This window comes from Pseudoalteromonas sp. NBT06-2 (genome assembly GCF_002276045.1).
In the GTDB taxonomy this organism is placed as follows: Bacteria; Pseudomonadota; Gammaproteobacteria; order Enterobacterales; family Alteromonadaceae; genus Pseudoalteromonas.
In genome coordinates, this window is sequence record NZ_NQMR01000133.1 from 1 (window position 1) to 22,626 (window position 22,626).

Here is a 22,626-nt window from a genome sequence, read left to right on the forward strand (position 1 = left end):
CGGGTTATTGAGGTGTTACGAAATTAATTAGGTATTAGAATAATATCATCTATAAGTGATTCTTAAAAAGACCGTGATTTAAAAGTCACGGTCTTTTCTTTATCAATAATTAAATTTAAGTATACGGAATATCAAATGGTAACACTTCGCTGAAATTATCCAGTTTCTTTTAATATCGAGATTTTGGAGGGCTGCATAGCAATAACCATTTCACCTGCTCGAGGGGCAGCTAATTGAGGAGTAAATGGGCATAACTGTCCCGTAGAGTTTATTAAAAATAATGGAATTGCCTCATTATTTACTTCTAAATAACTTTCCCAAGAAAATTCTTTCGATATTCTTGTGGTGCTAACTTTTCCTCCTTTAGCAATAAGGTTACTTAACCTAGTAAAAGTTGCTGTTTTATCGTTACTGTCATCAATAAATAATATTTGTCTTGAAAGAAAAGTTGTGCTGTCTTTATTCGCTTTTGAATGAACATTTGATGACTTTAAGGAAAATACATTTTTTTCTTTGATCAGATGAGAGAAGTATTGAACACCTAATGCGTTATGATGCCGATTAGGGGAAAGTGCTAATACAGTTTTAATATCAGTCATAGGCAAGTATCTTTCTGCATGTTCTGATTGAGGGTTGCCGTAATAACATGCTAATCCACTCATTCTTGCCATTTTACAGTTTTCCCATGCAGGATCAGATAAGTAGATATCTATATTTTGATCTTCAAGTTCCTTTGCTATTGCTCTAGCAACATGATTTGCTCCTATGATTAAAATAGTTGAGGGTTCAGGCCTATGCATTTTTAATAACTTGACTAAGGGCAGTGCTGTTAAGCTTTGTAATATTACAGTTACAATGATAACGGTGAAGATAAGAGGAACAATTTTATCAGCATCTTTAATGCCTTGTTCGGCCATGCTTAATGAGAAAACGGATCCTACAGCTGCTGCAACAATTCCTCTAGGGGAGATCCAAGCTAAGATCATTCTGCCCTTTATTGTTATATCCGATCTAAAAGTTGAAACTATAATACATAATGGACGAGCTATAAATAAAACAATTATTAAGAAAATCATTACTGTTGGGCCAAGTAACAAGAGCTCCGTTAAATTTAATCTTGCGGCTAATAATATAAATAAACCTGAAATTAATATCATCGAAAGATCTTCTTTAAACTCTAATATAGGATCTAGTTCTAAATCATCTTGATTTGCTAGCCAAATGCCATAAACAGTTACAGCTAAAAGTCCTGATTCATGACTTAAAACATTTGAAAGTGAAAAAGTAAATAAAACTAATGCGAGGACCGTAAATTTTTGCAGTTCATAAGGGATCCAGTCTTTTCTAAATATTAATGTGGTTAACCAACCGGCAAATGCGCCAAGAGATAAGCCTATTGCTAATGTTGCGCCAAGTGCTAATAAAGTATGGCTTAATACATCTGTTGGTCCAGCAAATTTGACGGCTTCAAAAACTAAAACCGCAAATAAAGCGCCGATAGGATCTATTACTATGCCTTCCCATCGTAAAATACGATCAACTTCTATGCTCGGCCTCATAATATTGAGTAAAGGTGTAATTACAGTAGGTCCTGTAACAACTAATACGGCACCTAATACTGCAGATACCCTCCAATCAAGGTTTAGCAACCAAAAGCTACTGAGAGCGATAATAAAAAAGGTTGTGAGCATACCAATTGAACAGAGGTTTCTTACTACTTTTCCGATTCCTTTTAGCTCTCTAAAGTGTAATGTAAGAGAACCTTCAAATAGTATAATAGCAACAGAGAGGGAGATGATAGGAAATAATAAATCGCCAAGTAAATTGTCTGGATTTAAGATAGTAAAGACAGGACCCAATAGTAGTCCTATTAATAATAAAAATAAAATGGCAGGTACTTTAAATACCCAAGCAAGCCATTGAGCAAAAACTGAAAATAGTGCGATACCTGCAATATAAATCGCGGTCATAAATTCTCATGCTCCATTAAGTTTAGATCTTAATCGCAATAAGTATATGTGCTGTGTATGAAATGGCTAATATTAGTATATATAAATTAGGATAATTATATAAAAAATTTAATAAGCAGATTGCTTTATAGATAAAGGTGGATGTAAATTTTTTGGAGCGGTACACGAGGCTCGAACTCGTGACCTCGACCTTGGCAAGGTCGCGCTCTACCAGCTGAGCTAGTACCGCATCACATTTAAAACATATTTTAACAGCTGAAGTAAGACTTCATCTGATATTTATTTATATTTTAACAAAACTATAAAATTTTGGAGCGGTACACGAGGCTCGAACTCGTGACCTCGACCTTGGCAAGGTCGCGCTCTACCAGCTGAGCTAGTACCGCATCACATTTAGAACATATTTTAACAGCTGAAGTAAGACTTCATCTGATATTTATTTATATTTTAACAAAACTATAAAATTTTGGAGCGGTACACGAGGCTCGAACTCGTGACCTCGACCTTGGCAAGGTCGCGCTCTACCAGCTGAGCTAGTACCGCATCACATTTAGAACATATTTTAACAGCTGAAGTAAGACTTCATCTGATATTTATTTATATTTTAACAAAACTATAAAATTTTGGAGCGGTACACGAGGCTCGAACTCGTGACCTCGACCTTGGCAAGGTCGCGCTCTACCAGCTGAGCTAGTACCGCATCACATTTAGAACATATTTTAAGAGCTGAAGTAAGACTTCATCTGATATTTATTTATATTTTAACAAAACTATAAAATTTTGGAGCGGTACACGAGGCTCGAACTCGTGACCTCGACCTTGGCAAGGTCGCGCTCTACCAGCTGAGCTAGTACCGCATCACATTTAGAACATATTTTAAGAGCTGTAGCGACTATGTCGCAACTAGTGCTTTAGCAGCTGAACTAATACCACATCAAAAAATTCATTTGAAGCTGAATAAAACTATAAAAATTTGGAGCGGTACACGAGGCTCGAACTCGTGACCTCGACCTTGGCAAGGTCGCGCTCTACCAGCTGAGCTAGTACCGCATCACATTTAGAACATATTTTTAGAGTTTGCTCGAATTTGTCGAACACAACGCTCTAGCAGCTGAACTAATACCGCATCAGGGAATTCATTTATAGTTGAATAAAACTATAAAAATTTGGAGCGGTACATGAGGCTCGAACTCATGACCTCGACCTTGGCAAGGTCGCGCTCTACCAGCTGAGCTAGTACCGCATCACATTTAGAACATATTTTAAGAGCTGTAGCGACTATGTCGCAACTAGTGCTTTAGCAGCTGAACTAATACCACATCAAAAAATTCATTTGAAGCTGAATAAAACTATAAAAATTTGGAGCGGTACACGAGGCTCGAACTCGTGACCTCGACCTTGGCAAGGTCGCGCTCTACCAGCTGAGCTAGTACCGCATCACATCTTACATGGTATAGCTAAGGAAATACCCCGAAGGTTGTTCTCCTAAGCGGGGCGAGATATTACTCGAACTGATTTTTTTTGCAAGTTTTTTATTTGAAAAATTACAAATTAAAAAATTCAGTACGATATATCTTCAATTCCATGATGGATTCGCGAATATCTTCTAAGGCTAGGTGTTCACCTTTTTTCTTTACTTTTTTTAAAATATCAGGCTTCCATCGACGTGCAAGCTCTTTTATTGTGCTGACATCTAGATTTCGGTAATGGAAAAAATCTTCAAGCGTTGGCATGTAAACATTCATAAAACGTCTATCTTGACCAATTGAATTTCCACACATAGGGGAGGCACCTTTTGGTACCCATTTTTCTAAAAATACTTGGGTTTGCTCGATTGCATCTTGTTCAGAGAACTTGCTTGCTTTACATCGATCGGTTAAACCAGATTTTCCATGCTGATTTACACACCAGGGATCCATGTTATCAAGCAGCTCATCACTTTGATGAATTGCAATTACAGGGCCTTCAGCCAATATATTTAGCTCGCTATTTGTTACAATAGTGGCAATTTCCAATATTTTGTCTGTACGTGGCTCTAAACCTGTCATTTCAAGGTCAAGCCAAATTAAATTAGATTCATGAAAAGACATAAATTACCTTAGCGGTGCTTTCCTTTCGATTTTAAGTAATTAGTTATATCATAATACGCTTCTGGTATGGATTAAACGATTTTTTTCAAAGTAATCCAATTTATTAAGTTATAGGCTAAATGTGACAAAACGAAAGAAATTGAGTAAAGGTCAATCAAGACGCATAAAAGAAAACCATCAAAAGCGTTTGAAAACGGCTAATACTGCAGTAGAAAATATTGAAAAAAAATCTCATGATGAATGGCAAACTGATAATTTAGGAGCAACAGAGTCAGCTATAGTGATCAGTCGTTTTGGTCAGCATGCTGATATTGAAACCACAAAAAATGAAATACTTAGATGTAATATTCGTCGTACAGTCAGTAATATTGTGTGTGGTGATAATGTCTATTTTCGCAGAGCAAAGGTAAGCCAAGGTGATCTAGCAGGTGTCATTGAAACCGTTGAAGAAAGAGCGACTCAGTTAACTCGTCCTGATTTTTATGATGGTGTAAAAGTTGTTGCTGCTAATGTAGATCAAATTTTAATGGTTTCAGCAGTACTACCTGAATTTACTCCTAGTATCATAGATCGCTACTTAGTTGCTTGTGAAGATATGGGCATAAAGCCAATATTGATTTTAAATAAAGTTGATTTACTTGATGATAAAACTCTAACTTATGTACAAAGCATTTTAGATATTTACCGAGGTATTGGCTATCAGGTGTATTTAGTTAGTAACAAAACTGGTGAAGGGATAGATGGATTAAAATCGTTACTGGTTGATAAAAATAGTATTTTTGTTGGCCAAAGTGGTGTGGGTAAATCAACCTTAGTAAATACTTTACTACCTGAATCTAACATATTAACTAAAGTTGTTTCTGAAAACAGTGGTTTAGGTCAACATACAACAACAGTATCTCGTTTACACCATTTACCTTCAGGCGGGAATTTAATTGATTCACCTGGGATCAGAGAGTTTGGTTTGTGGCATTTAGAACCAGATCGTGTAACTTGGTGTTTTAAAGAATTTAGAGAATATTTAGGTGGTTGTAAGTTTAGAGACTGTAAACACTTAAAAGATCCTGGTTGTTTATTACAACAGGCGCTATCTGAAGGGAAGATTTCGCAACTGAGGTTTGATAATTACCATCGAATCTTAGAATCAATGCAAGAAGGGCGTGCAGGTGCTCGTGCACCGAGAGTATAAAATAATAATTAGGAATACACTTGTGAGTTTAGATAAATTTAAAATTGCGATGCAGTATGCAATGCCAAAACATTTAGTATCGCGTGCAGTAGGGAAATTGGCGCAAGCAGAAGCCGGTGCGTTAAGTACGACACTAATAAAAGTATTTATTAAACAATATCAAATTGATATGACTGAAGCTGAGCATGAAGACCCGAGTTATTATAAGAGCTTTAATGAGTTCTTCACTCGCTCTCTAAAAGAGGGGTTACGCCCAATAGTAAGTGATGAAAATATCATAGCTCATCCTGTTGATGGCAAAATCAGTCAACTTGGTGATATTCAAGATGATCGTTTGATCCAAGCTAAAGGTCATGATTTTAGTTTGCAAACATTACTTGGTGGTGAAGAGCAAACTGCTGCGCCTTTTCAAGGCGGTAAATTTGCAACGATATATTTAGCACCAAAAGATTACCACCGTATTCATATGCCAGTTGATGGTACTTTAAAGCAAATGATATATGTGCCAGGTGATTTATTTTCAGTTAATCCGCTTACAGCGCAAAATGTGCCAAATTTATTTGCTAGAAATGAGCGTGTAGTTGCCATTTTTGATACTGAAATTGGTCCACTTGCGATGGTGTTAGTTGGTGCAACTATTGTCGCTAGTATCGAAACTATTTGGTCAGGTACAGTGACACCACCAGTAGGTAAAAAAATATTTAGCTGGGATTACCCAACAGAGGGTGATGATAAAATATGTTTGAAAAAAGGTGAGGAAATGGGACGATTTAAACTTGGATCTACGGTTATTATTGCTTGGTCACAGCAAACGGCTGAGTTCTTAAAAGGTCAAAACCCAGAGACTGTGACGCGAATGGGCCAGCCATTTGCTAAAATAATAAAATAAATTATTAAATACAGGGTCGGATTATGATTTGCTTGCTTTTTAATCAATCAAGATTTCCGCCCTAAATTTAGCATCCCAACATACTTGTTGCATTTTTCTTGTAACACTCTCTTTCAATGGGTATGATTTTATTAAGTTCAACAGCTTACGTCTTATAGTTGCTAGCTTTCAGTGTCTAGCTTTCTTGCTCCATCATCAGTATAGATTTGACACTCATCTTCTTTGAATGTCACATCTAATAGCCAGCGCTGGCTATTCTCTATCACCCAATGCCGACGTATATATTTTGCTGTGATTTCTACTTATTCTTTTAATGACGTGATGTAATAAGACGTCTCTTGCTCTGCCGACTACAAGGTGAAGATGTACAAGCTTATATTTCGTCAGAGTTTAATGTGAAATATCAAAAAGCTAATATTTATTACTTTTTACATGGGCTAATCTTAGCTGGATTATCACTCGTTCAAAAGATCCAAAATAATCGGAGAAGCTCAGTAAAATTTAGATAATTTCAAATAAAAAAGATCCAGGGGCATTTTGCTCTTGATCGCATTGATATATGGTTTCAAGATGAGGCTAGGTTTGGTCAACAAAACACAACAACACATGTTTGGGCTGAAACTAGAAGTAGACCGCGAGTAATTCAGTAGTAACAATTTACATATACATATACATATACATATACATATTTGTTTGGTGCTGTTTGCATGACAAATGCAAAGACTGAAGCAATTATAGCACCCGTGAGTAATACCAATTCAAATAAATGTATGATCAATCTAAATGGTCTAAATATACAATAGCTGCGTTGCTTTCAATCCCAATATCCAGCTATTGCTTAATCAAGCGCTTTGCTATTGAAAATTTATTCTAATTTATATTAGATCACTTAGTTAATAGAATTGCTATAATATGGATGTAATGAAGTCACATTTGAAATTAATATCAAATGAAAAAGAAGCTGCTCGTCTTACTGTTGTTATCATGGACGGTGCAAGCTGGCATCAAGAATATATTGATGAAGATTTCCTTAACTTAAGCATTATACACATTCCAATTTATTCACCAGAGTTAAATCCGATAGAACAAGTTTACTCATGGTTAAGGCAAAATAAAATAGCAAATATATCATTTAAAGATTATGACGATATTGTAGATAAGTGTACAACAGCTTAGAATAACTTTAGAACTGATGTTGATAGAGTAATATCACTATCTAAAAGAGATTGGGCAATATTGAACAGTTAATTAACGCAATTGGTATAATTCCCTAAAGTATTAATTTTATTATAAATAGGGGTGACTTATTTTATAAAATTTTTAGAAATTAAGTGACTGCATAATAGGAGCTACTAGCCATAAATGTCAGTAGCTTTTTCTAATGTATAAAATTTATTTACTTGGATATAAATAATCCCACCATTGTGGTTGATCTTTTAAGTTTTTATCAAAGTAAGCCATTATAGTATCCCACCAGTGAAAGCGTTTATCACGGGCAAAAATTTGATGGTTAGCATTTTTGTATTCAACTAGCTCTACATCTTTATTTAATATTTTAAGTGCAGTATACATATTGTGGCTTTCACCTGGTGGTACATTGGTATCTTCATTGCCATGAATAAGTAATAGAGGAGTAGTGACCTTATCGGCATTATATACAGGGCTATGTTGGCTGTATAGTTTTGTATTATTCCACGGGAAACTACCTTTAGATGCTTCACCTGAATATAAATAACCCCACCAACCTTGCCCCCAATATGACGTGATATTTGAGATCCCAGCATGTGATATTGATGCACTAAATATATTTGTTTTTGTAGTCAGTAACATAGTCATAAAGCCACCGTATGATGCACCTAAGTTACCAAGTTTGTTTGCATCAACAAAAGGATAAGCCTTTAAAAACTCTCCGGTGCCTTGAATAATATCGTCAGCAGTATAATTACCCCAAGCATTAACATGCTTAGCTGAAAATTCTTGACCAAAACCTGTGGCACCAGTTGGTTGCAATACATAAACTACATATCCATTTGCTGCCCATAAGTTAAATGGGTAACGACCTGTAAAGCCACGTGTTACTGGTGATGTGCCACCATAATAATAAATAAGTGCAGGATGCTTTTTAGTTTTATCTAAATTATGTGGAATATAAACACGACCACTAATTTCAACATTATTTTTATTAACGAAGTTAAATTCTTCTAATGTTGCGATTTCACTATTTTGGTAAAAATCAAATTTGCTGTCAGATACCGTTTTAGTTTTATTTTTATAAACATTTAATAGTTTAACTTGCTGTGGTTTTGAAGCAGTTGTACCTGTATAGAGCAATCGAGGCCTTTTACCTTTGGATAAAGAAAAGCGCTCTACAATATCAAGTTTAGACTTTAGCTTTTTAAAGCTGTTTTTACTTTCATCAAATAAATAAACTTGTTTCGTATCTTTTTCTGTTACAGATAGTACAACATCACTATTTTTTAACACTTCAAAACGACCAATTGATGGAGCGAAAGTTTTAGATAATGCAGTAACATCTTTACCGTTAAAACTCAGCTTATATAACTGACTATCATAATTGTTAGGTAGCATATTTTTAGGTAAGTTTTGACCCGAACCATTCATAAATGCTGGACCCGCAGTGATATAAAAACCATTTTTATGGTATTGCGCATTATTAAAAGTACGATATTCACCTATGAGTTTTTCGTTATTATCTTTTAAGTTTATCTCAACCAACTTAGTGATCATATGCGGAGGGGCGGCATAATTTATTGGATTGCGGCTTAATAATACAGTGCCACGTTTTGCATTATGATCTTCAAGGTTATGGTTAAATTTTGGTGAACTCACTTGACGAATTAAACCTGAATTTAAATCTAATAAGTGTACTTGATTGCTATTTCGAGCATATGACCAGCGATCTTCAAGTCCTTTATAGTGCTTTGTAAGTGACTTGTCTTTTTTAGCTGATTTATTCCAATTGAAAATTAAAGTATCGTTATCAAAAAATTCAAAGCCGCTGGTACTCGTTAAATTGTCACTTAACATTGTTATTGCAAGGGTTTTTCTATCTAGTTGTTTAAGTTTTCCATTTGATAAATAAACTAATTTTTTATTATCTGGGCTCCAAATAAAGTTTGACGCTTTGCCATCTTCCCAGCGGTAACGTACAGTATTTGATTTAGTATCTAACAGTTGAGCTGTGCGTATCGATTTATTAGCTGATTTATCGTTATAAGCTTTACTACTTAAGATCATTTGCTTGGAGTCTGGTGATAAAGCAACACCAGAAATCACTTTTGCATCATATAGCTGCTTTGCTGTGAGTGGGTGATATTTATCAGTAGTGATCGTAATTTGATCATGCTCAGACTTACCCTCAAAGTCTAAAGTGACTTTTTTCCAGTCACTTACTTGCTCTGTAATCACCATAATTTTATGGTCGCCAGTAGCTAAAATTAAAGGATATTTTTTATCGTTAGCGGTTATTGCAACATTGTTGATAAATACACTGGCTGTTTCTATACCTTGTATTTTTAAATCACCTTGAACAAACCTATCAACTGAAAAACTGAATTTAATTGCTTGAAGGCCTGGTTCTGTTAGCCTACTTACTTTAGAAAGCGGTTGCCACTTTAAAGTTTCACCAAAAATATTTAATGACTTCGCATCTTTTGCGATTTGAGGCAATAAATTATTAATGATCTCTTTTTGCTGTGCCGTTTCATAAGGTTTATATTGGTTTTGTGGTGCTATAGGGCCTAAATAGCTAATTTTACTTTTATCAAGCGAGTCAGCAAATGCTGTATGGGCAAGTAACGTTGCACATAGGCCAATTAATACTTTTTTTAGCATGTTCATTTTTCTCATTTATCTGATTGGGAAGTGCCGTAAATTTTTTCAGCGTGATTAAATAAAACCCAAGATGTAAATATGTATTTATCATTTGAGATTGGTGTATTCCCTCTATGCGTATGGGAGAAATAGCCAGGAAAAATAGCCATAGTCCCTTGAGTTGGTTTAAGTTTCAACTTTTGATAGTAAAACTCGGTTTCTCCTCCTTCTTCAACATCATTTAAATAAAACATAAAGGCTAATACACGATGTAGTGCTTCGTTATGGCCGACTTGTGGATATACTTCACTATGATAATAGGGGTAACCACCTTTATTTTTTTCATATTTTTGTGCTTGTATCGGGCCTAATCTAAAAAGCTGCTGTACTAAAGTGGATACTTGAGGTTTACCCACTTCTTCAAAGTTTTCTACTGTTAAATTGGTTGGCTCGCCGGTTTTTGGATGGTAAACAGTTAAACCAAATGCACCTATCATGATTAAAAAATTATCACTTATATAATCAAATACTTTTTCGGCTGTGACTCTCTGTAGATGTTGGTTATATTCTGCATATTCAGGGTGCATGCTTAAATACAGATCTTTACTATCTTTTTTAGCTAAATCGATACCACCACTTGTCGTGCCTTGTTTTAAATGAGGGCTTTGTTCAAAAAGTTTGATAAAATCATTACAGAACTCAGGGCTTAGTGCATTTTCATATGTACGAATAAGATCTGGCATAAATGAGATCCCTTGTTAAATTTATTGTTTAAGGTTCTTCTTTGAGAACCTGTATTAGGTGAAGTTATGTTTAAAGAAAAAATAATGCCACGTTTCACTGAAACGGATGCTTTAGGTCATATAAACAATACCGTACTACCAGTTTGGTTTGAAGCGACTCGCATGCCTATTTTTAGGTTTTTTACTCCAGATCTTAATCCAAAAAAGTGGAAATTGATCATTGCTAAAATTGAAGTAGAGTTTCAAGGTGAGCTATTTTACGGGCAAGAAGTCGAAATTAAAACAGCTGTTCGTAAAATTGGAAACAGTTCTTTCGTTATTGAACAAAGTGCATGGCAACATGCTGAACAATGTGCCTTGGGTAAAACCATCGTTGTACGTTATGATTTTGATAACAAAAAAGCGAAGGCTTTATCCGAGTCAGAAAAAGCGCTGTTAAGTGAACATTTACTAGGAAATTAGAAAACTGGAATTGAAATAATAAAAATGCCGTTTCGAAATACGGCTTTTTAACTTTTTAAATGTTGTTATTTCTTGAATGTTAAATGACCGCCTAAACGGTATTTAGATCCGGGTGAAATCAAACGTGCAAAACTTACAACGCCTTTATATGACCAAGTCCTACGTATCACTTGCAAACACGGTTCTGTATTATAAAGGGTTAACCATTCACAGATTTCATCAGAAGGGGTAATAGCTTCAACTGTATGCCTCGCTTCAGTTAAAGGAGCGGTTTGGCATAAATATTCATGTGGTGTTACTTGCTCAAAGTTCTGTTGTAAATACTCAGGAGCTAATCCTGGATTTACAAAGCGCTCCTCGGCTTGTAGTGGTTTTTCATTTTCAAAATGAACTAATACACTACGATAAACTAAAGAGTCGATTTCAACACCTAAGGCAATTGCAATTGGAGCAATTGCTTGTATTGACTCTAATACAATTGGAGTACAGGTATATTGACCGCCACGGTCTTTCACTTCATCTGCTATATTTCTTATTTCCAATAAAGATGATTGTGATTTAAAACTTGCAACAAAAGTACCTAACCCTTGAGAACGGGTTAAAACTCCTTCATCAGTTAGTTCGGTTAATGCACGTCTTGCAGTCATTCGACTGACAGAAAACTGCACAGTTAGCTCGTTTTCTGATGGAATTCGGCTATGCTCTGGCCATTCGCTTGATTTAATTTTATCGATAATAAAGCGTTTTATCTGCGAAAATTTAGGTGTCATCATCGTCAATACCGTTGGTACCTTGTTTAATTATTCAAAGTATAAAATAACATTATATCAACCCTATTAAATATGTGATTATTCTAAAACCCACTAAATTAAAAGAGTTGCTATAAATATAGTTATAAAGTGATATAGATTGCTTGTATATACAAGCTCTAATGTTAGACTAAATAAAAATTTATTACGAGTCTGGGTGAGTATGATGTTAAATGAAGAGTTTGATCAAGTCATAATTGATGTGAATGTAGCCACTATGGATCCTGAAATTTTAACGGCTTATGGCATTATTGAAAATGCAGCTGTGGCAATTAAAGATGGTAAAATTGCATGGTTAGGTAAATATAATGATTTACCGAAATTTGATGCTCTGTCCACGCCAGTTATTGCAGCTAAAGGTCAATGGCTAACGCCGGGACTGATCGATTGTCATACTCATTTAATCTTTGGTGGTTCACGAGCTCGTGAATTTGAAATGCGATTACAAGGTGTATCTTATCAAGAAATTGCAGCGCAAGGTGGTGGCATAGTTTCAACAGTAAAGGCGACACGAGAAGCTTCTGCAGAAGCGTTATTTGTTAGTGCTAAAAAAAGATTAAACGCTTTATATAACGAAGGTGTTACAACTGTTGAGATTAAATCTGGTTATGGTTTAGATACTGAAACTGAAATTAAAATGCTTCGTGTTGCCAAACTACTCGGTAAGCATCATAAAGTAGATGTTAAAACGACATTTTTAGGTGCACATGCTTTACCGCCAGAATATAAAACCATACCAGCAGAGCAAGGAGCTGATGCATATATAGATTTAGTTTGTGAAGAAATGATGCCTAAAGTTGCACAATTAGGATTAGCTGATGCAGTTGATGCTTTTTGTGAAGGTGTTGGTTTTTCTAATGCACAAACCCGCAAAGTATTTGAAAAAGCAAAAGAGTTAGGTTTGCCTGTAAAGTTACATGCAGAACAATTATCTAATTTAAAAGGTGCACAACTCGTTGCTGAGTTTAATGGTTTATCTGCCGATCATATTGAATTTTTAGATGAAGCGGGTATAAAAGCGATGGCTGAAGCTGGCACTGTTGCAGTGTTATTACCGGGTGCTTTTTATATTTTACGTGAAACACAATTACCGCCAATAAAATTATTACAACAATATAAAGTGCCGATTGCTATTTCAACAGATTTTAATCCGGGCACATCACCAATTTGTTCACTAAAATTAATGATGAACATGGGGTGCACCTTATTCAGTATGACACCTGAACAAGTATTGGCAGGTGTAACAATTAATGCAGCAAAAGCGCTCGGGTTATCTGATCGCGGTATGATTGCGAAAGAGCAGCGTGCAGATATGGTTTTGTGGGATATTGAACACCCTTCTGAATTAGCATATCAATTTGGAGTAAATCCTCTTTCAAAACAATGGATTGAAGGTGAAAGTGTGGTAAGTTAATGAATAATTTCCCTTTTAATAAGATTAATAAAGTCGTTAAAATAGACTTTTAGCTTTGGTTTATTATTTAAATCAAATCTCTTAAAGCAGGGATACCATTTATTTTGTTCGCCTATTTAATTGCATCAATATTATTCTATCTGGTAGTCTGTTTCGGCTTCTAAAGGCTCAGGAGATAAAATAATGCCAGTACTATCAGAATAAATATAGTCATCATCAAAAAAAGAGACGCCCGCAAAATTGACGCCTATATTTGTTTCACCGTGACCATTGCTATCTGCTGCGACGGGAATAGAAGCAATCGCTTGAATACCTATATCTAACTCTTCTAACTCATCAACATGTCGTACAGAACCATAAACAACAAGACCTTCCCAGTTATTCTCAAGCGCTAGTTCTGCAATTTCAATATCTATCAGTGCGCGACGTGTTGAACCACCACCATCAATTATTAGTATTTTATCAGATCCATCTTGTTCTAATACATCACGGATCAATTCATTGCTTTCAAAACATTTTATAGTTCTAACTTGACCACCAAATGAAGTTCTGCCACCAAAGTTAATAAACATTGGCTCTAAAACATCTATGAGGTTGGGGTACTTATCACATAATGCTGATGTATTGTATTCCATGTTGTGAACCTTAAAAAATTCATAAAAACAAGTTGTAAGTATACCTAGCTTGGTTTGCAAGACAATAATTAAATTTTACGAAATTATTATTTACAACCAGCAGTTTTGATTATATTTTCTATACTTAAAATAATTATAAATATACGGGTCAAAAATAATGAGCCTATTAGGGCGCCTCTCAATAAAAATGCGTTTGCAAATAAATGCTCTAGTTGTTGCTATTGCTATGCTTGTCATGTTGACCGTGATTATCTTTCAGTCACAAACCATGCAAACACTTAATACAATAACTAGCATTACAGGAAGTTTAAATGCTAAAGAATTGGGTATGCGTAAAGATGAAAAAGACTTTTTGGCTTATAAACAGCAAAAATCATTAGATAAATTTGAAAAAAAATACAAGGCCATGCAACAAGGTATTATTGCTTTAAAAGCTCAATATGAAGATTTAGATGTAGATCAAGATAAATTATTAAAGTTTGAGAGCTTAGCTAAGCAATATAAAGTAGATTTTGATTTTGTTGTGAGTTTACAAAAAGAAATAGGTTTGCATCCCAAAGATGCATTATATGGTGAGCTCAGAGCTGCTGTTCACTCTGTCGAAGAATTACTTCATGAACATGAAACTTTTCAATTACTCGCTGACATGCTGCAATTAAGAAGAAATGAAAAAGATTTTATGCTGAGAAATGATTTAAAGTATTTAGCTAAATTTGCAAATAATATGGCTAAATTGGAACAAGATATTTCATCATCAGACTTATCAGAGCAAGTTCAGTCAGACATTAAATCAATGTTGATAATATATCAAAACAAGTTCTCAGAACTCGTTAAAAAAAGTGAGGAACTAGGATTGACTATGGATTTAGGTGCGTTAGGTAAAATGCGTAAATCTATAAAAAGTACCGATGCCATGTTTGAAAAAATGCTAATTGAAGCAAAAAAAATGACATTATCAACCTCTAGTAGTGCTAAATTAACTGCCTTTACTGTTTTTGGCTTTTCACTTTTTATTGTAATGAGTTTAGTGTATTTAACTAGCCGCTCCATTATTGTTCCTATAAACGAGGTGTGTGAAACAATTCACCAAATAAGAGGTAGCAATGATTTATCTTTATCTATTTGTGTTAAAGGTCAAGATGAAGTATCTACAATGACACATGACTTTAATGGTTTAATTTCTGATTTTAAAACACTTATTTTTGAAGTAAACTCAGCTTTAATAACTTTGAATACGGCAACAGAAGACTTAGCTGAAACAACGTCAGCAACTAGTGATGGTATGAAAGAACAATTACATGAAGCTGATATGGTGGCCACAGCAGCTACGCAAATGCAGGCAACTATACAAGATATATCACATAATACTGAAGCAGCAGCACATAAGGCTGAATCTACTAACGTAAGTGCATTAGAAGGTCGTAGTGAAGTCGACTCTACAGTTGCTCGTATCTCAGAGTTATCAATCTCTTTGGGTGGTGCATCTGAAGTCGTATCGCAGTTAGAAAAAGATGGAGAGACGATAGGTTCTGTATTAGATGTTATTAGAGGTATAGCAGAGCAAACTAACTTACTTGCTTTAAATGCGGCTATAGAGGCTGCCAGAGCGGGTGAACAAGGTCGCGGTTTTGCTGTTGTAGCTGATGAGGTGAGATCTTTGGCACAAAGAACACAAGAGTCAACTCAAGAGATTGAAAGTATTATAACGACCTTACAGCAAAGAACTCAGCAAGTTGTGTCATTAATGCTGCAATGCCGCCAACAAGGTGATGCAAGTTCTGCTCAAGCTTCTAAAGCTGGTGAGTTATTACAATCTATTACTGAAAATGTACAAAATATCATGGATATGAGTACTCAAATAGCGACAGCTATTGATGAACAGAACTTAGTTGCTTCTGAAGTAAATAAAAATGTAGTTAAAATTAGAGATATAGCGGAGCAAGCAACTGAGCATGCTAGTAAAAATGCTCACACAAGCGAGGAAGTATCGGAACAAGCAAGAGTATTACATGGCGCTATCGCTAAGTTTAAAGTATAAATTAGCGAGACTCATTTTTATTAGGCATTGATGAACTACTGGATTTTAATTGGAATGATTTGATCTCGGCTGGCATTTTGCTTTGTTAGTCGGTTTAGATATTTTTGCCAAAGTGTGTCATAGTTTTGTTGTAAGAGTTCAAAATATTGCCAACTGTATATGCCAGAATCATGACCGTCATCAAATATAAGTTTAACTGCATAATGGCCAACAGCTTCAATTTGATTGATTTTCACTTGTTTTTTATTGGCTACTAATTTCATTTCCTCGGCACCATGACCTTGTACTTCGGCTGAGGGTGAGTGAGTACGTAAAAATTCAGCACTAAAATGAGATAAAGTGCTCTCGTTAGATGTATTTTCAAAATATACATCAAGTATCTTTGTTTTTTGATGGTAATGAAGTTTAGTGACTAATATAGACATATAAATCTGCTCCGTAACTTTACGAGGGTTCATTCTCAACAAATATCTTTTAACAACGCAGTTGGCCGCTTATCGTCTTGCCCTACGAGAGTTTGGGTAGAAAACGATTGCGGCGTTATGATTCATAATCAGGGAGTAACTATGAATTACAAATTAGACCTATTATATTTTAAATACTAGCACGTAGTCGTTCAAATAGATCTACGCAGCAGAGGTATTATAAAATAAAGCGGCTTAAGTCTTCGTTCTCAACTAGGCTACCTAAGAATTTTTCAACATACTTAGCATCAACAGTTAGTTGCTCACCTGATTTTTCAGAAGCGTCAAATGAAACTTCTTCCATTAATCTTTCCATGACAGTGTGAAGGCGACGTGCACCAATATTTTCTGTTTTTTCATTTACACGCCATGCTGACTCTGCAATTGCATTAATTGAATCAGGTGTAAATTCAACATTTACACCCTCAGTGCCCAACAATGCAACGTATTGTTCTGTAAGAGATGCATGAGGTTCAGTTAGAATACGTTCAAAATCTTTAGCGCTTAAAGCTTCTAACTCTACACGGATTGGTAAACGACCTTGTAGCTCAGGAATTAAATCTGAAGGCTTAGACATTTGGAAAGCACCAGAAGTAATAAACAACATATGATCAGTTTTAACCATACCGTGTTTAGTGCTTACAGTGGTACCTTCAACTAAGGGTAATAAATCACGTTGAACACCTTCTCGACTTACATCTGGGCCTGAAGATTCACCGCGTTTACAGATCTTGTCCATTTCATCAATGAAAACAATACCATTTTGTTCAACAGCTTGAATTGCTTTTTCTTTAAGATCTTCAGGGTTTACTAATTTAGCGGCTTCTTCTTCAATTAAAAGTTTAAATGCTTCTTTGATTTTTAATTTACGAGAGGCTTTTTTCTCATTCGACATGTTTTGGAACATGCTTTGTAATTGATTTGTCATGTCTTCCATTCCTGGAGGAGCCATGATTTCAACACCTACTGGAGACTGAGCAATATCGATATCAATTTCTTTATCATCTAGTTGACCTTCGCGTAATTTTTTACGGAAAACTTGTCTTGTAGATGAATTGTCAGCTGGTTCAGTTTCACCAAATGTATTTTTAGCAGGCGGTAATAATGCATCTAAAATGCGTTCTTCAGCAGCTTCTTCAGCGCGATGTTTTACTTTTTTAGTTTCTAGTTCACGTGTTAATTTAATAGAAATATCGGTAAGATCACGAATAATTGTTTCAACTTCTTTACCAACATAACCCACCTCAGTGAATTTAGTTGCTTCTACCTTAATGAAAGGTGCATTTGCTAATTTAGCTAAACGTCGTGCAATTTCAGTTTTACCTACACCTGTAGGGCCTATCATTAATATATTTTTAGGTGTTACTTCTGCTCTGAAATCTTCATCAAGTTGCATTCTACGCCAGCGGTTTCTTAATGCGATAGCAACTGCTTTCTTTGCGTTATTTTGACCAATAATGTGTTGATCTAATTCGTGAACAATTTCTCTTGGAGTCATAGCTGACATAATAATTCCTATTATAATTCTTCGATAGTATGGTTTTGATTCGTAAATACACAGATGTTGCCAGCGATAGTTAAGCTTTTTTCTGCTATTTCTCTCGCCGATAGTTCTGTATTTTCTAATAGCGCAGTTGCTGCCGATTGTGCAAATGCACCACCACTACCAATTGCTATTAAATCATTTTCAGGCTGAATTACATCACCATTACCTGTAATAATAAGAGAAGCCGTTTCATCAGCAACTGCTAATAATGCTTCTAGTTTGCGTAGCATCTTATCTGAACGCCAATCTTTTGCCATTTCGACAGCTGCGCGTGTTAAATGACCTTGATGCATTTCAAGTTTACTTTCAAATTTTTCAAATAATGTAAATGCGTCGGCGGTTCCGCCAGCAAAACCCGCTATTACTTTATCATTATATAGACGACGTACTTTTCGTGCATTGCTTTTCATCACTGTATTACCAAGTGATACTTGGCCATCACCAGCGATCACAACTTTATCGCCGCGACGTACTGAAACAATTGTAGTCATGTTAATCTCTTTTTTATTACATAAATATAAAGCAGCGGTTGCTGCTTTATATTTATGTGTTTTAGTCTCTAATGACTAGTAGATGGGGGAGGTGGTTGAAAATTTCAAGTAAAAGTGTTTGCAAACGGCTTTAAAATTAAGAAATGTAATTTTAGCCTATATGTGAAGTTACTTATTCCAAAACCAAATATTACAGCCTATGATCCTTTGACGTTTTAGTATGTTTTTATCACTTTCCGCTTTTCGTTTGGTTTCATAAGGACCTAAACGTACCTTATACCAAGAACCTTGATGTTTGATAAATGAGATTATGCCTGTAAAGGCTATTTTAGCTTTTAATGTTTCAGCTTGTGCTCTGGTTTTGTAAGAACCACATTGCATAACATAAGGTCCTTTTTGCTCCATTTCGGTCACTTCAACTTTAACTAAATCTGAGCCTTTGATAGCGTCTATAAAATCTGAATCGATAGGTTTTTGAAGTAGTTCTTTTTTAGCTTTTACAACTTTTTTTACTTCAGTTTGTTTTTTTTCTTCACTGTGAGTTGTTAAATAGAATAAAAAATAAATGAATGCGAACAGTAGTATTGAAGCAAGTAAAATCAAACCAATAGGTTTCTTTTTTACAGCCTTCTTTTTTGATTTATTTGGGCGTTTTTTATTTATAAAATCGTGTTGTGCCATTTTTTATTTAACTATGCCTTATATCTAAAAGTCTTAATGATTATGCCATATCAATTGGATCGACATCTAAGCTCCATCTCACTTTAGCTGCTAACTTACTTTTAGATAAGTAATCAACAAGTTGAGAGAGGTATTGATGTAGATTATTTCTGTTATCAGATTGTATATGGATCTGATATCTGAATTTTCCTGCTATTTTCTCTAATGGAGCAGGGATTGGTCCTAGCAATTGTATACCATGGAGTGATTGCTCTGGTATAAGTAAATTCAAAAAATCGAGAATTAATTGTATATCGTGTGCTTCAGCGCGAAATAATGCCATTGCGGTATAAGGGGGGAATTCAGTCATTTCGCGTTCTGTCAGTGCATATCGAGCAAAGTCTTGATAGCCATTATTGATTAAATCTTGTAATAACGGATGTTCAGGAAAGTGAGTTTGCAATAAAACTTGTCCGGATTCACCGCTGCGTCCAGCACGACCAGACACCTGAATAATTAGCTGTGCTAAATGTTCTGTCGCCCTAAAGTCGCACGAATAAAGCCCGGAATCTACATCTAAAATGATAACCAATGATACATCTGGAAAATGATGACCTTTAGCTAGCATTTGTGTGCCGACTAAAATGCGCGGGCCAGAGGTATTTATCTCAGTTAATGCTTGCTCTAAACTGCCTTTTTTTCGGGTTGTTTCTCTATCTATCCTATTGATCGGGATCTCGGGGAATTGTTCATGCAAGTATTCTTCGATTTGTTCAGTGCCTTTACCTGCTGGCATAATTTGAGTGCTACCGCAATCTGGACATTGACATGGAGGAGGCTTTTGATCGCCACAATGATGGCATATAAGGCTTTGTATACTTTTATGATAAGTCGCATTGGTACTACAGCGTTCACAGTCACTTAACCAACCACACTCATGACAAATTAAAGTGGGAGAAAAACCACGTCGATTTAAAAAAACCATTACCTGTTTTTGTTTTTTTAAATGGAGTTTAATCGTCTCGAGACTGGCTTTTGCTATTCCGGCTTCTTCAGGCTGTCCTTTCATATCAAGTAAATGATATTGGTTATCGGTTGCTGTTTGCGCGCGATTAGATAAAGTTAATAACTGATATTTATTTATCAGTGCTTTATGCAAAGTTTCAAGCGCTGGCGTTGCACTGCCTAAAATTAAAGGTACTTGCAATTGATGAGCACGAAATACCGCTAAATCACGGGCATGATATCTCAAAGTATCTTGTTGTTTAAATGAGTTATCGTGTTCTTCATCAACGATTATCATACCTAATTTGGCAAATGGTGTGAAAATAGCAGATCGGGTGCCTATGACGATGGCACAGCTGCCTTTTTCACAAAATCGCCATGTTTGTAGTCGTTCGTTATCGGTTAATGCAGAATGCCATAACATAATAGGCGTATCTGGAAAACGTCTGCGAAAACGGTTCACTGTTTGCGGCGTAAGCCCAATTTCAGGTACTAGCACTAAGGCTTGTTTTCCTTGTTTTAAAATTTGTTCTAGCACTTGTAAATAAACTTCTGTTTTACCACTACCAGTTATGCCTTCAAGTAGAAAAGTTTTATATTTTTGATTTTGGTTGATTGCAGCATAAGCAAGAGCTTGCTCACTATTAAGTGTTAAGCGATTTTCAACAGTTAATTCTCGTGACTGCCATTGTTCATCAAATTCAATGAATTCACGTATTACTTCATTATTGAGGAGCGATTTAATAGTTTGACTTGCAAAACCTAATGCCTTTAACTCGGTTATAGGTGTTTTCCCAGAACCTTGTAAATGCTCGATTAAAGCTTGTTGTTTTTTTCCTTTAAGTCGCTTTTGTGTATTATCTTGCTGTGTAAGCTCTAAGTAACTGATGCTGGTCTTATCTGGGCTTTTTCCTTGTCTTAATAATTTAGGCAAAGCGATTTGCAGAGTTTCACCTAAAGGGTAACAATAGTATTTAGATGCAAACTTTAATAAAGAAAGTAATTGAGGTTGTAGAATAGGGGTTTGATCTAATACTTCTACTATTTTTTTTAATTTTTTTATATCAAAATTAGATTCGTTTTTAACTTCCATTATGATGCCGATCTTTTGTTGTCGTGCAAAATTAACAACAACACGCATACCTGATTCTACCTCAAATGGTAAATGTTCAGGTAGAAGGTAATCAAAAGTTTTATGTAAAGGTACTTTGATTGATACAGCAGCAATTTTCATTAATAAAAATCTTAAATATTATTATAGCTCTAATTTACTAAAATCATCAGACTCTTGATAGTGAAAAATGAGTTCAACTGCAAAATATAGTGTTTAGATATAATTAATAATGCTTGAAAATTTTGGATGATTTGTCTAAAATACGCGCCCTAACTTATCAATCAATGATTGATGTATAACTTAACAACGTATGGTACCAGACTTCGGGTTTGGAGAGCGATGCGGCCTTAACTGAGGTTTTCCAAAATGAAAAAAGATATCCATCCTAAGTACGAAACAATCAATGCAACTTGTTCATGTGGTAACAAATTTGAAATGAACTCAACTTTGTGTAAAGACATCCATTTAGATATCTGTGGTAAATGTCATCCTTTCTACACTGGTAACCAACGAGTTATCGATACAGGTGGTCGTGTTGATCGCTTTAACAAGCGTTTCGGTAGCCTTAGTAGCAAGTAATTGCAGCATAAAACAGAAAAAAGCACCTCAGGGTGCTTTTTTTGTTTGCCCAGCAAAGCTGGCAAACCCGATAGGCTGAAAGAAGTCTGATCACCCTGACTAAGGGGAAGATAATCCGAATGGCAAGGGCGTTATTGGCTAACGATAGGGTCTTAAGGAAGCCATAGGAAGTTAGAAGTACACAACTAACCGTAGCCTGTTTTGGCGGTGTTGGTGGGTAAGCATCCAAAATAGCGCAAAGCCCGATACTTAGTCAGACCAATACTGTGCTTGAGGGTGGTATTTCTAACAGGGAGTCAGTGTAGTAACTGGGGAAGCCTGGCATCTAAACTTAATTTTAGTAAGTGACTTAAATTCAAGAGGAAACTCAAGGTTTAATGTCGGTGTGAGGTGGCAGATGAACCCCTAGTAATGAGTAAGGCTAGGCCGATGAAAGCGAGTAATGGTGTGGAGGGGAAAACCAAGCAGACTATCAACATCATGTTTGATGGAGTCAATTTAAGTCAAAAGCTTTAATTGATTGCGAAGGGGGAAGTGATTAATAAATCACAGAAAATTGGTAACATTTATCTTGGGTTCACGAATCATCAAATAAGGTGAAGTCTCCATCAATGGCTAAAGGTAACACTAAGGCTGTAAATGGAACTGGACACGGGGAGTAATTGTTCCTCTTTATTAGAGGCATAAAAGGCGG

General features: G+C 35.5%; 19 protein-coding genes and 8 tRNA genes. 7 read left to right on the forward strand and 20 right to left on the reverse strand.

Annotation, left to right across the window (positions count from 1 at the left end; all coding sequences use genetic code 11):
* Positions 1-155: 155 nt before the first annotated feature.
* From CJF42_RS20260 to orn, 10 genes are all read right to left on the reverse strand, one after another.
* Entirely contained in the window at positions 156-1,970 is a 1,815-nt protein-coding gene (locus CJF42_RS20260) for a cation:proton antiporter (protein ID WP_095368420.1), read from the reverse strand.
* Positions 1,971-2,123: 153 nt separating this feature from the next.
* Positions 2,124-2,199: transfer RNA gene (locus tag CJF42_RS20265), tRNA-Gly, on the reverse strand.
* An 81-nt stretch (positions 2,200-2,280) separates the two neighbouring features.
* A tRNA-Gly gene (locus CJF42_RS20270) sits at positions 2,281-2,356 on the reverse strand.
* An 81-nt stretch (positions 2,357-2,437) separates the two neighbouring features.
* Positions 2,438-2,513: transfer RNA gene (locus tag CJF42_RS20275), tRNA-Gly, on the reverse strand.
* An 81-nt stretch (positions 2,514-2,594) separates the two neighbouring features.
* Positions 2,595-2,670: transfer RNA gene (locus CJF42_RS20280), tRNA-Gly, on the reverse strand.
* Between the two features lie 81 nt (positions 2,671-2,751).
* Positions 2,752-2,827: transfer RNA gene (locus tag CJF42_RS20285), tRNA-Gly, on the reverse strand.
* Positions 2,828-2,944: 117 nt separating this feature from the next.
* Positions 2,945-3,020, reverse strand: a tRNA-Gly gene (locus CJF42_RS20290).
* A 117-nt stretch (positions 3,021-3,137) separates the two neighbouring features.
* A tRNA-Gly gene (locus tag CJF42_RS20295) sits at positions 3,138-3,213 on the reverse strand.
* A 117-nt stretch (positions 3,214-3,330) separates the two neighbouring features.
* Positions 3,331-3,406: transfer RNA gene (locus CJF42_RS20300), tRNA-Gly, on the reverse strand.
* Between the two features lie 108 nt (positions 3,407-3,514).
* Positions 3,515-4,060, reverse strand: a complete 546-nt coding sequence (gene orn, locus CJF42_RS20305) for an oligoribonuclease (RefSeq protein WP_095368421.1) — start codon at positions 4,058-4,060, stop codon at positions 3,515-3,517.
* 121 nt (positions 4,061-4,181) lie between these two features.
* On the opposite strand from orn, the gene rsgA reads away from it, so the two are divergent.
* Positions 4,182-5,249 (forward strand): small ribosomal subunit biogenesis GTPase RsgA, encoded by a 1,068-nt coding sequence (gene rsgA, locus CJF42_RS20310; RefSeq protein WP_095368422.1) that lies wholly within the window; start codon positions 4,182-4,184, stop codon positions 5,247-5,249.
* A 22-nt stretch (positions 5,250-5,271) separates the two neighbouring features.
* Complete coding sequence (gene asd / locus CJF42_RS20315) at positions 5,272-6,138, forward strand: archaetidylserine decarboxylase (RefSeq protein ID WP_095368423.1); 867 nt, start codon at positions 5,272-5,274, stop codon at positions 6,136-6,138.
* Positions 6,139-6,299: 161 nt separating this feature from the next.
* Here the strand turns inward: asd and CJF42_RS29380 are convergent, their stop codons facing one another.
* Entirely contained in the window at positions 6,300-6,434 is a 135-nt protein-coding gene (locus tag CJF42_RS29380) for a hypothetical protein (protein ID WP_353651695.1), read from the reverse strand.
* 616 nt (positions 6,435-7,050) lie between these two features.
* Here CJF42_RS29380 and CJF42_RS20320 point away from each other — a divergent pair.
* Positions 7,051-7,314 carry a transposase gene (locus CJF42_RS20320; protein ID WP_095368424.1) on the forward strand — a complete coding sequence of 88 codons (264 nt, stop codon included), beginning with the start codon at positions 7,051-7,053 and terminating at the stop codon, positions 7,312-7,314.
* Between the two features lie 216 nt (positions 7,315-7,530).
* Here the strand turns inward: CJF42_RS20320 and CJF42_RS20325 are convergent, their stop codons facing one another.
* Together CJF42_RS20325 and CJF42_RS20330 are read right to left on the reverse strand one after the other, a co-directional pair.
* On the reverse strand, positions 7,531-9,993 hold the full coding sequence (locus CJF42_RS20325) for an alpha/beta hydrolase family protein (protein WP_095368435.1): 2,463 nt from the start codon (positions 9,991-9,993) through the stop codon (positions 7,531-7,533).
* Between the two features lie 11 nt (positions 9,994-10,004).
* On the reverse strand, positions 10,005-10,715 hold the full coding sequence (locus CJF42_RS20330) for a 2OG-Fe(II) oxygenase (protein ID WP_095368425.1): 711 nt from the start codon (positions 10,713-10,715) through the stop codon (positions 10,005-10,007).
* 66 nt (positions 10,716-10,781) lie between these two features.
* Between CJF42_RS20330 and CJF42_RS20335 the strand changes: the two genes are divergently transcribed.
* Positions 10,782-11,177, forward strand: coding sequence for an acyl-CoA thioesterase (locus tag CJF42_RS20335; protein WP_095368426.1), 396 nt, complete (start codon positions 10,782-10,784; stop codon positions 11,175-11,177).
* Between the two features lie 65 nt (positions 11,178-11,242).
* Here the strand turns inward: CJF42_RS20335 and hutC are convergent, their stop codons facing one another.
* Entirely contained in the window at positions 11,243-11,950 is a 708-nt protein-coding gene (hutC, locus tag CJF42_RS20340) for a histidine utilization transcriptional repressor HutC (RefSeq protein WP_095368427.1), read from the reverse strand.
* A gap of 199 nt (positions 11,951-12,149) precedes the next feature.
* Here hutC and hutI point away from each other — a divergent pair, with 199 nt between their 5' ends.
* On the forward strand, positions 12,150-13,400 hold the full coding sequence (hutI, locus tag CJF42_RS20345; protein ID WP_502694803.1) for an imidazolonepropionase: 1,251 nt from the start codon (positions 12,150-12,152) through the stop codon (positions 13,398-13,400).
* A 131-nt stretch (positions 13,401-13,531) separates the two neighbouring features.
* On the opposite strand, the gene rraA is transcribed toward hutI, so the two are convergent.
* The gene (gene rraA, locus CJF42_RS20350; protein WP_095368429.1) at positions 13,532-14,035 is read right to left on the reverse strand and encodes a ribonuclease E activity regulator RraA; all 504 of its coding nucleotides are present in this window, start codon (positions 14,033-14,035) and stop codon (positions 13,532-13,534) included.
* A 157-nt stretch (positions 14,036-14,192) separates the two neighbouring features.
* On the opposite strand from rraA, the gene CJF42_RS20355 reads away from it, so the two are divergent.
* On the forward strand, positions 14,193-16,073 hold the full coding sequence (locus CJF42_RS20355; RefSeq protein ID WP_095368430.1) for a methyl-accepting chemotaxis protein: 1,881 nt from the start codon (positions 14,193-14,195) through the stop codon (positions 16,071-16,073).
* A gap of 35 nt (positions 16,074-16,108) precedes the next feature.
* On the opposite strand, the gene CJF42_RS20360 is transcribed toward CJF42_RS20355, so the two are convergent.
* The 5 genes from CJF42_RS20360 to priA all read right to left on the reverse strand — a co-directional run bounded on the left by CJF42_RS20360 (position 16,109) and on the right by priA (position 21,473).
* Complete coding sequence (locus tag CJF42_RS20360; RefSeq protein WP_095368436.1) at positions 16,109-16,498, reverse strand: gamma-butyrobetaine hydroxylase family protein; 390 nt, start codon at positions 16,496-16,498, stop codon at positions 16,109-16,111.
* Between the two features lie 217 nt (positions 16,499-16,715).
* Positions 16,716-18,044 carry an ATP-dependent protease ATPase subunit HslU gene (gene hslU / locus CJF42_RS20365; RefSeq protein WP_095368431.1) on the reverse strand — a complete coding sequence of 443 codons (1,329 nt, stop codon included), beginning with the start codon at positions 18,042-18,044 and terminating at the stop codon, positions 16,716-16,718.
* 11 nt (positions 18,045-18,055) lie between these two features.
* Complete coding sequence (gene hslV / locus CJF42_RS20370; protein ID WP_286203514.1) at positions 18,056-18,580, reverse strand: ATP-dependent protease subunit HslV; 525 nt, start codon at positions 18,578-18,580, stop codon at positions 18,056-18,058.
* 162 nt (positions 18,581-18,742) lie between these two features.
* Positions 18,743-19,255, reverse strand: coding sequence for an SPOR domain-containing protein (locus CJF42_RS20375; protein WP_095368433.1), 513 nt, complete (start codon positions 19,253-19,255; stop codon positions 18,743-18,745).
* A gap of 40 nt (positions 19,256-19,295) precedes the next feature.
* Positions 19,296-21,473, reverse strand: coding sequence for a primosomal protein N' (priA, locus tag CJF42_RS20380; protein WP_095368434.1), 2,178 nt, complete (start codon positions 21,471-21,473; stop codon positions 19,296-19,298).
* A gap of 246 nt (positions 21,474-21,719) precedes the next feature.
* Between priA and rpmE the strand changes: the two genes are divergently transcribed.
* Positions 21,720-21,932 (forward strand): 50S ribosomal protein L31, encoded by a 213-nt coding sequence (rpmE, locus tag CJF42_RS20385; protein ID WP_042152579.1) that lies wholly within the window; start codon positions 21,720-21,722, stop codon positions 21,930-21,932.
* Positions 21,933-22,626 lie beyond the last annotated feature (694 nt).

Bases quoted from the DNA above. Each gene is read 5' to 3' on its own strand.
- CJF42_RS20335 (WP_095368426.1), top strand. From the start codon at position 10,782: ATGTTTAAAGAAAAAATAATGCCACGTTTCACTGAAACGGATGCTTTA.
- CJF42_RS20320 (WP_095368424.1), top strand. From the start codon at position 7,051: ATGGATGTAATGAAGTCACATTTGAAATTAATATCAAATGAAAAAGAA.
- hutC (WP_095368427.1), bottom strand. From the start codon at position 11,950: ATGATGACACCTAAATTTTCGCAGATAAAACGCTTTATTATCGATAAA.
- rraA (WP_095368429.1), bottom strand. From the start codon at position 14,035: ATGGAATACAATACATCAGCATTATGTGATAAGTACCCCAACCTCATA.
- CJF42_RS20330 (WP_095368425.1), bottom strand. From the start codon at position 10,715: ATGCCAGATCTTATTCGTACATATGAAAATGCACTAAGCCCTGAGTTC.
- priA (WP_095368434.1), bottom strand. From the start codon at position 21,473: ATGAAAATTGCTGCTGTATCAATCAAAGTACCTTTACATAAAACTTTT.
- orn (WP_095368421.1), bottom strand. From the start codon at position 4,060: ATGTCTTTTCATGAATCTAATTTAATTTGGCTTGACCTTGAAATGACA.
- rpmE (WP_042152579.1), top strand. From the start codon at position 21,720: ATGAAAAAAGATATCCATCCTAAGTACGAAACAATCAATGCAACTTGT.
- CJF42_RS20360 (WP_095368436.1), bottom strand. From the start codon at position 16,498: ATGTCTATATTAGTCACTAAACTTCATTACCATCAAAAAACAAAGATA.
- CJF42_RS20355 (WP_095368430.1), top strand. From the start codon at position 14,193: ATGAGCCTATTAGGGCGCCTCTCAATAAAAATGCGTTTGCAAATAAAT.
- CJF42_RS20325 (WP_095368435.1), bottom strand. From the start codon at position 9,993: ATGCTAAAAAAAGTATTAATTGGCCTATGTGCAACGTTACTTGCCCAT.
- hutI (WP_502694803.1), top strand. From the start codon at position 12,150: ATGATGTTAAATGAAGAGTTTGATCAAGTCATAATTGATGTGAATGTA.
- CJF42_RS20375 (WP_095368433.1), bottom strand. From the start codon at position 19,255: ATGGCACAACACGATTTTATAAATAAAAAACGCCCAAATAAATCAAAA.
- CJF42_RS20260 (WP_095368420.1), bottom strand. From the start codon at position 1,970: ATGACCGCGATTTATATTGCAGGTATCGCACTATTTTCAGTTTTTGCT.
- hslU (WP_095368431.1), bottom strand. From the start codon at position 18,044: ATGTCAGCTATGACTCCAAGAGAAATTGTTCACGAATTAGATCAACAC.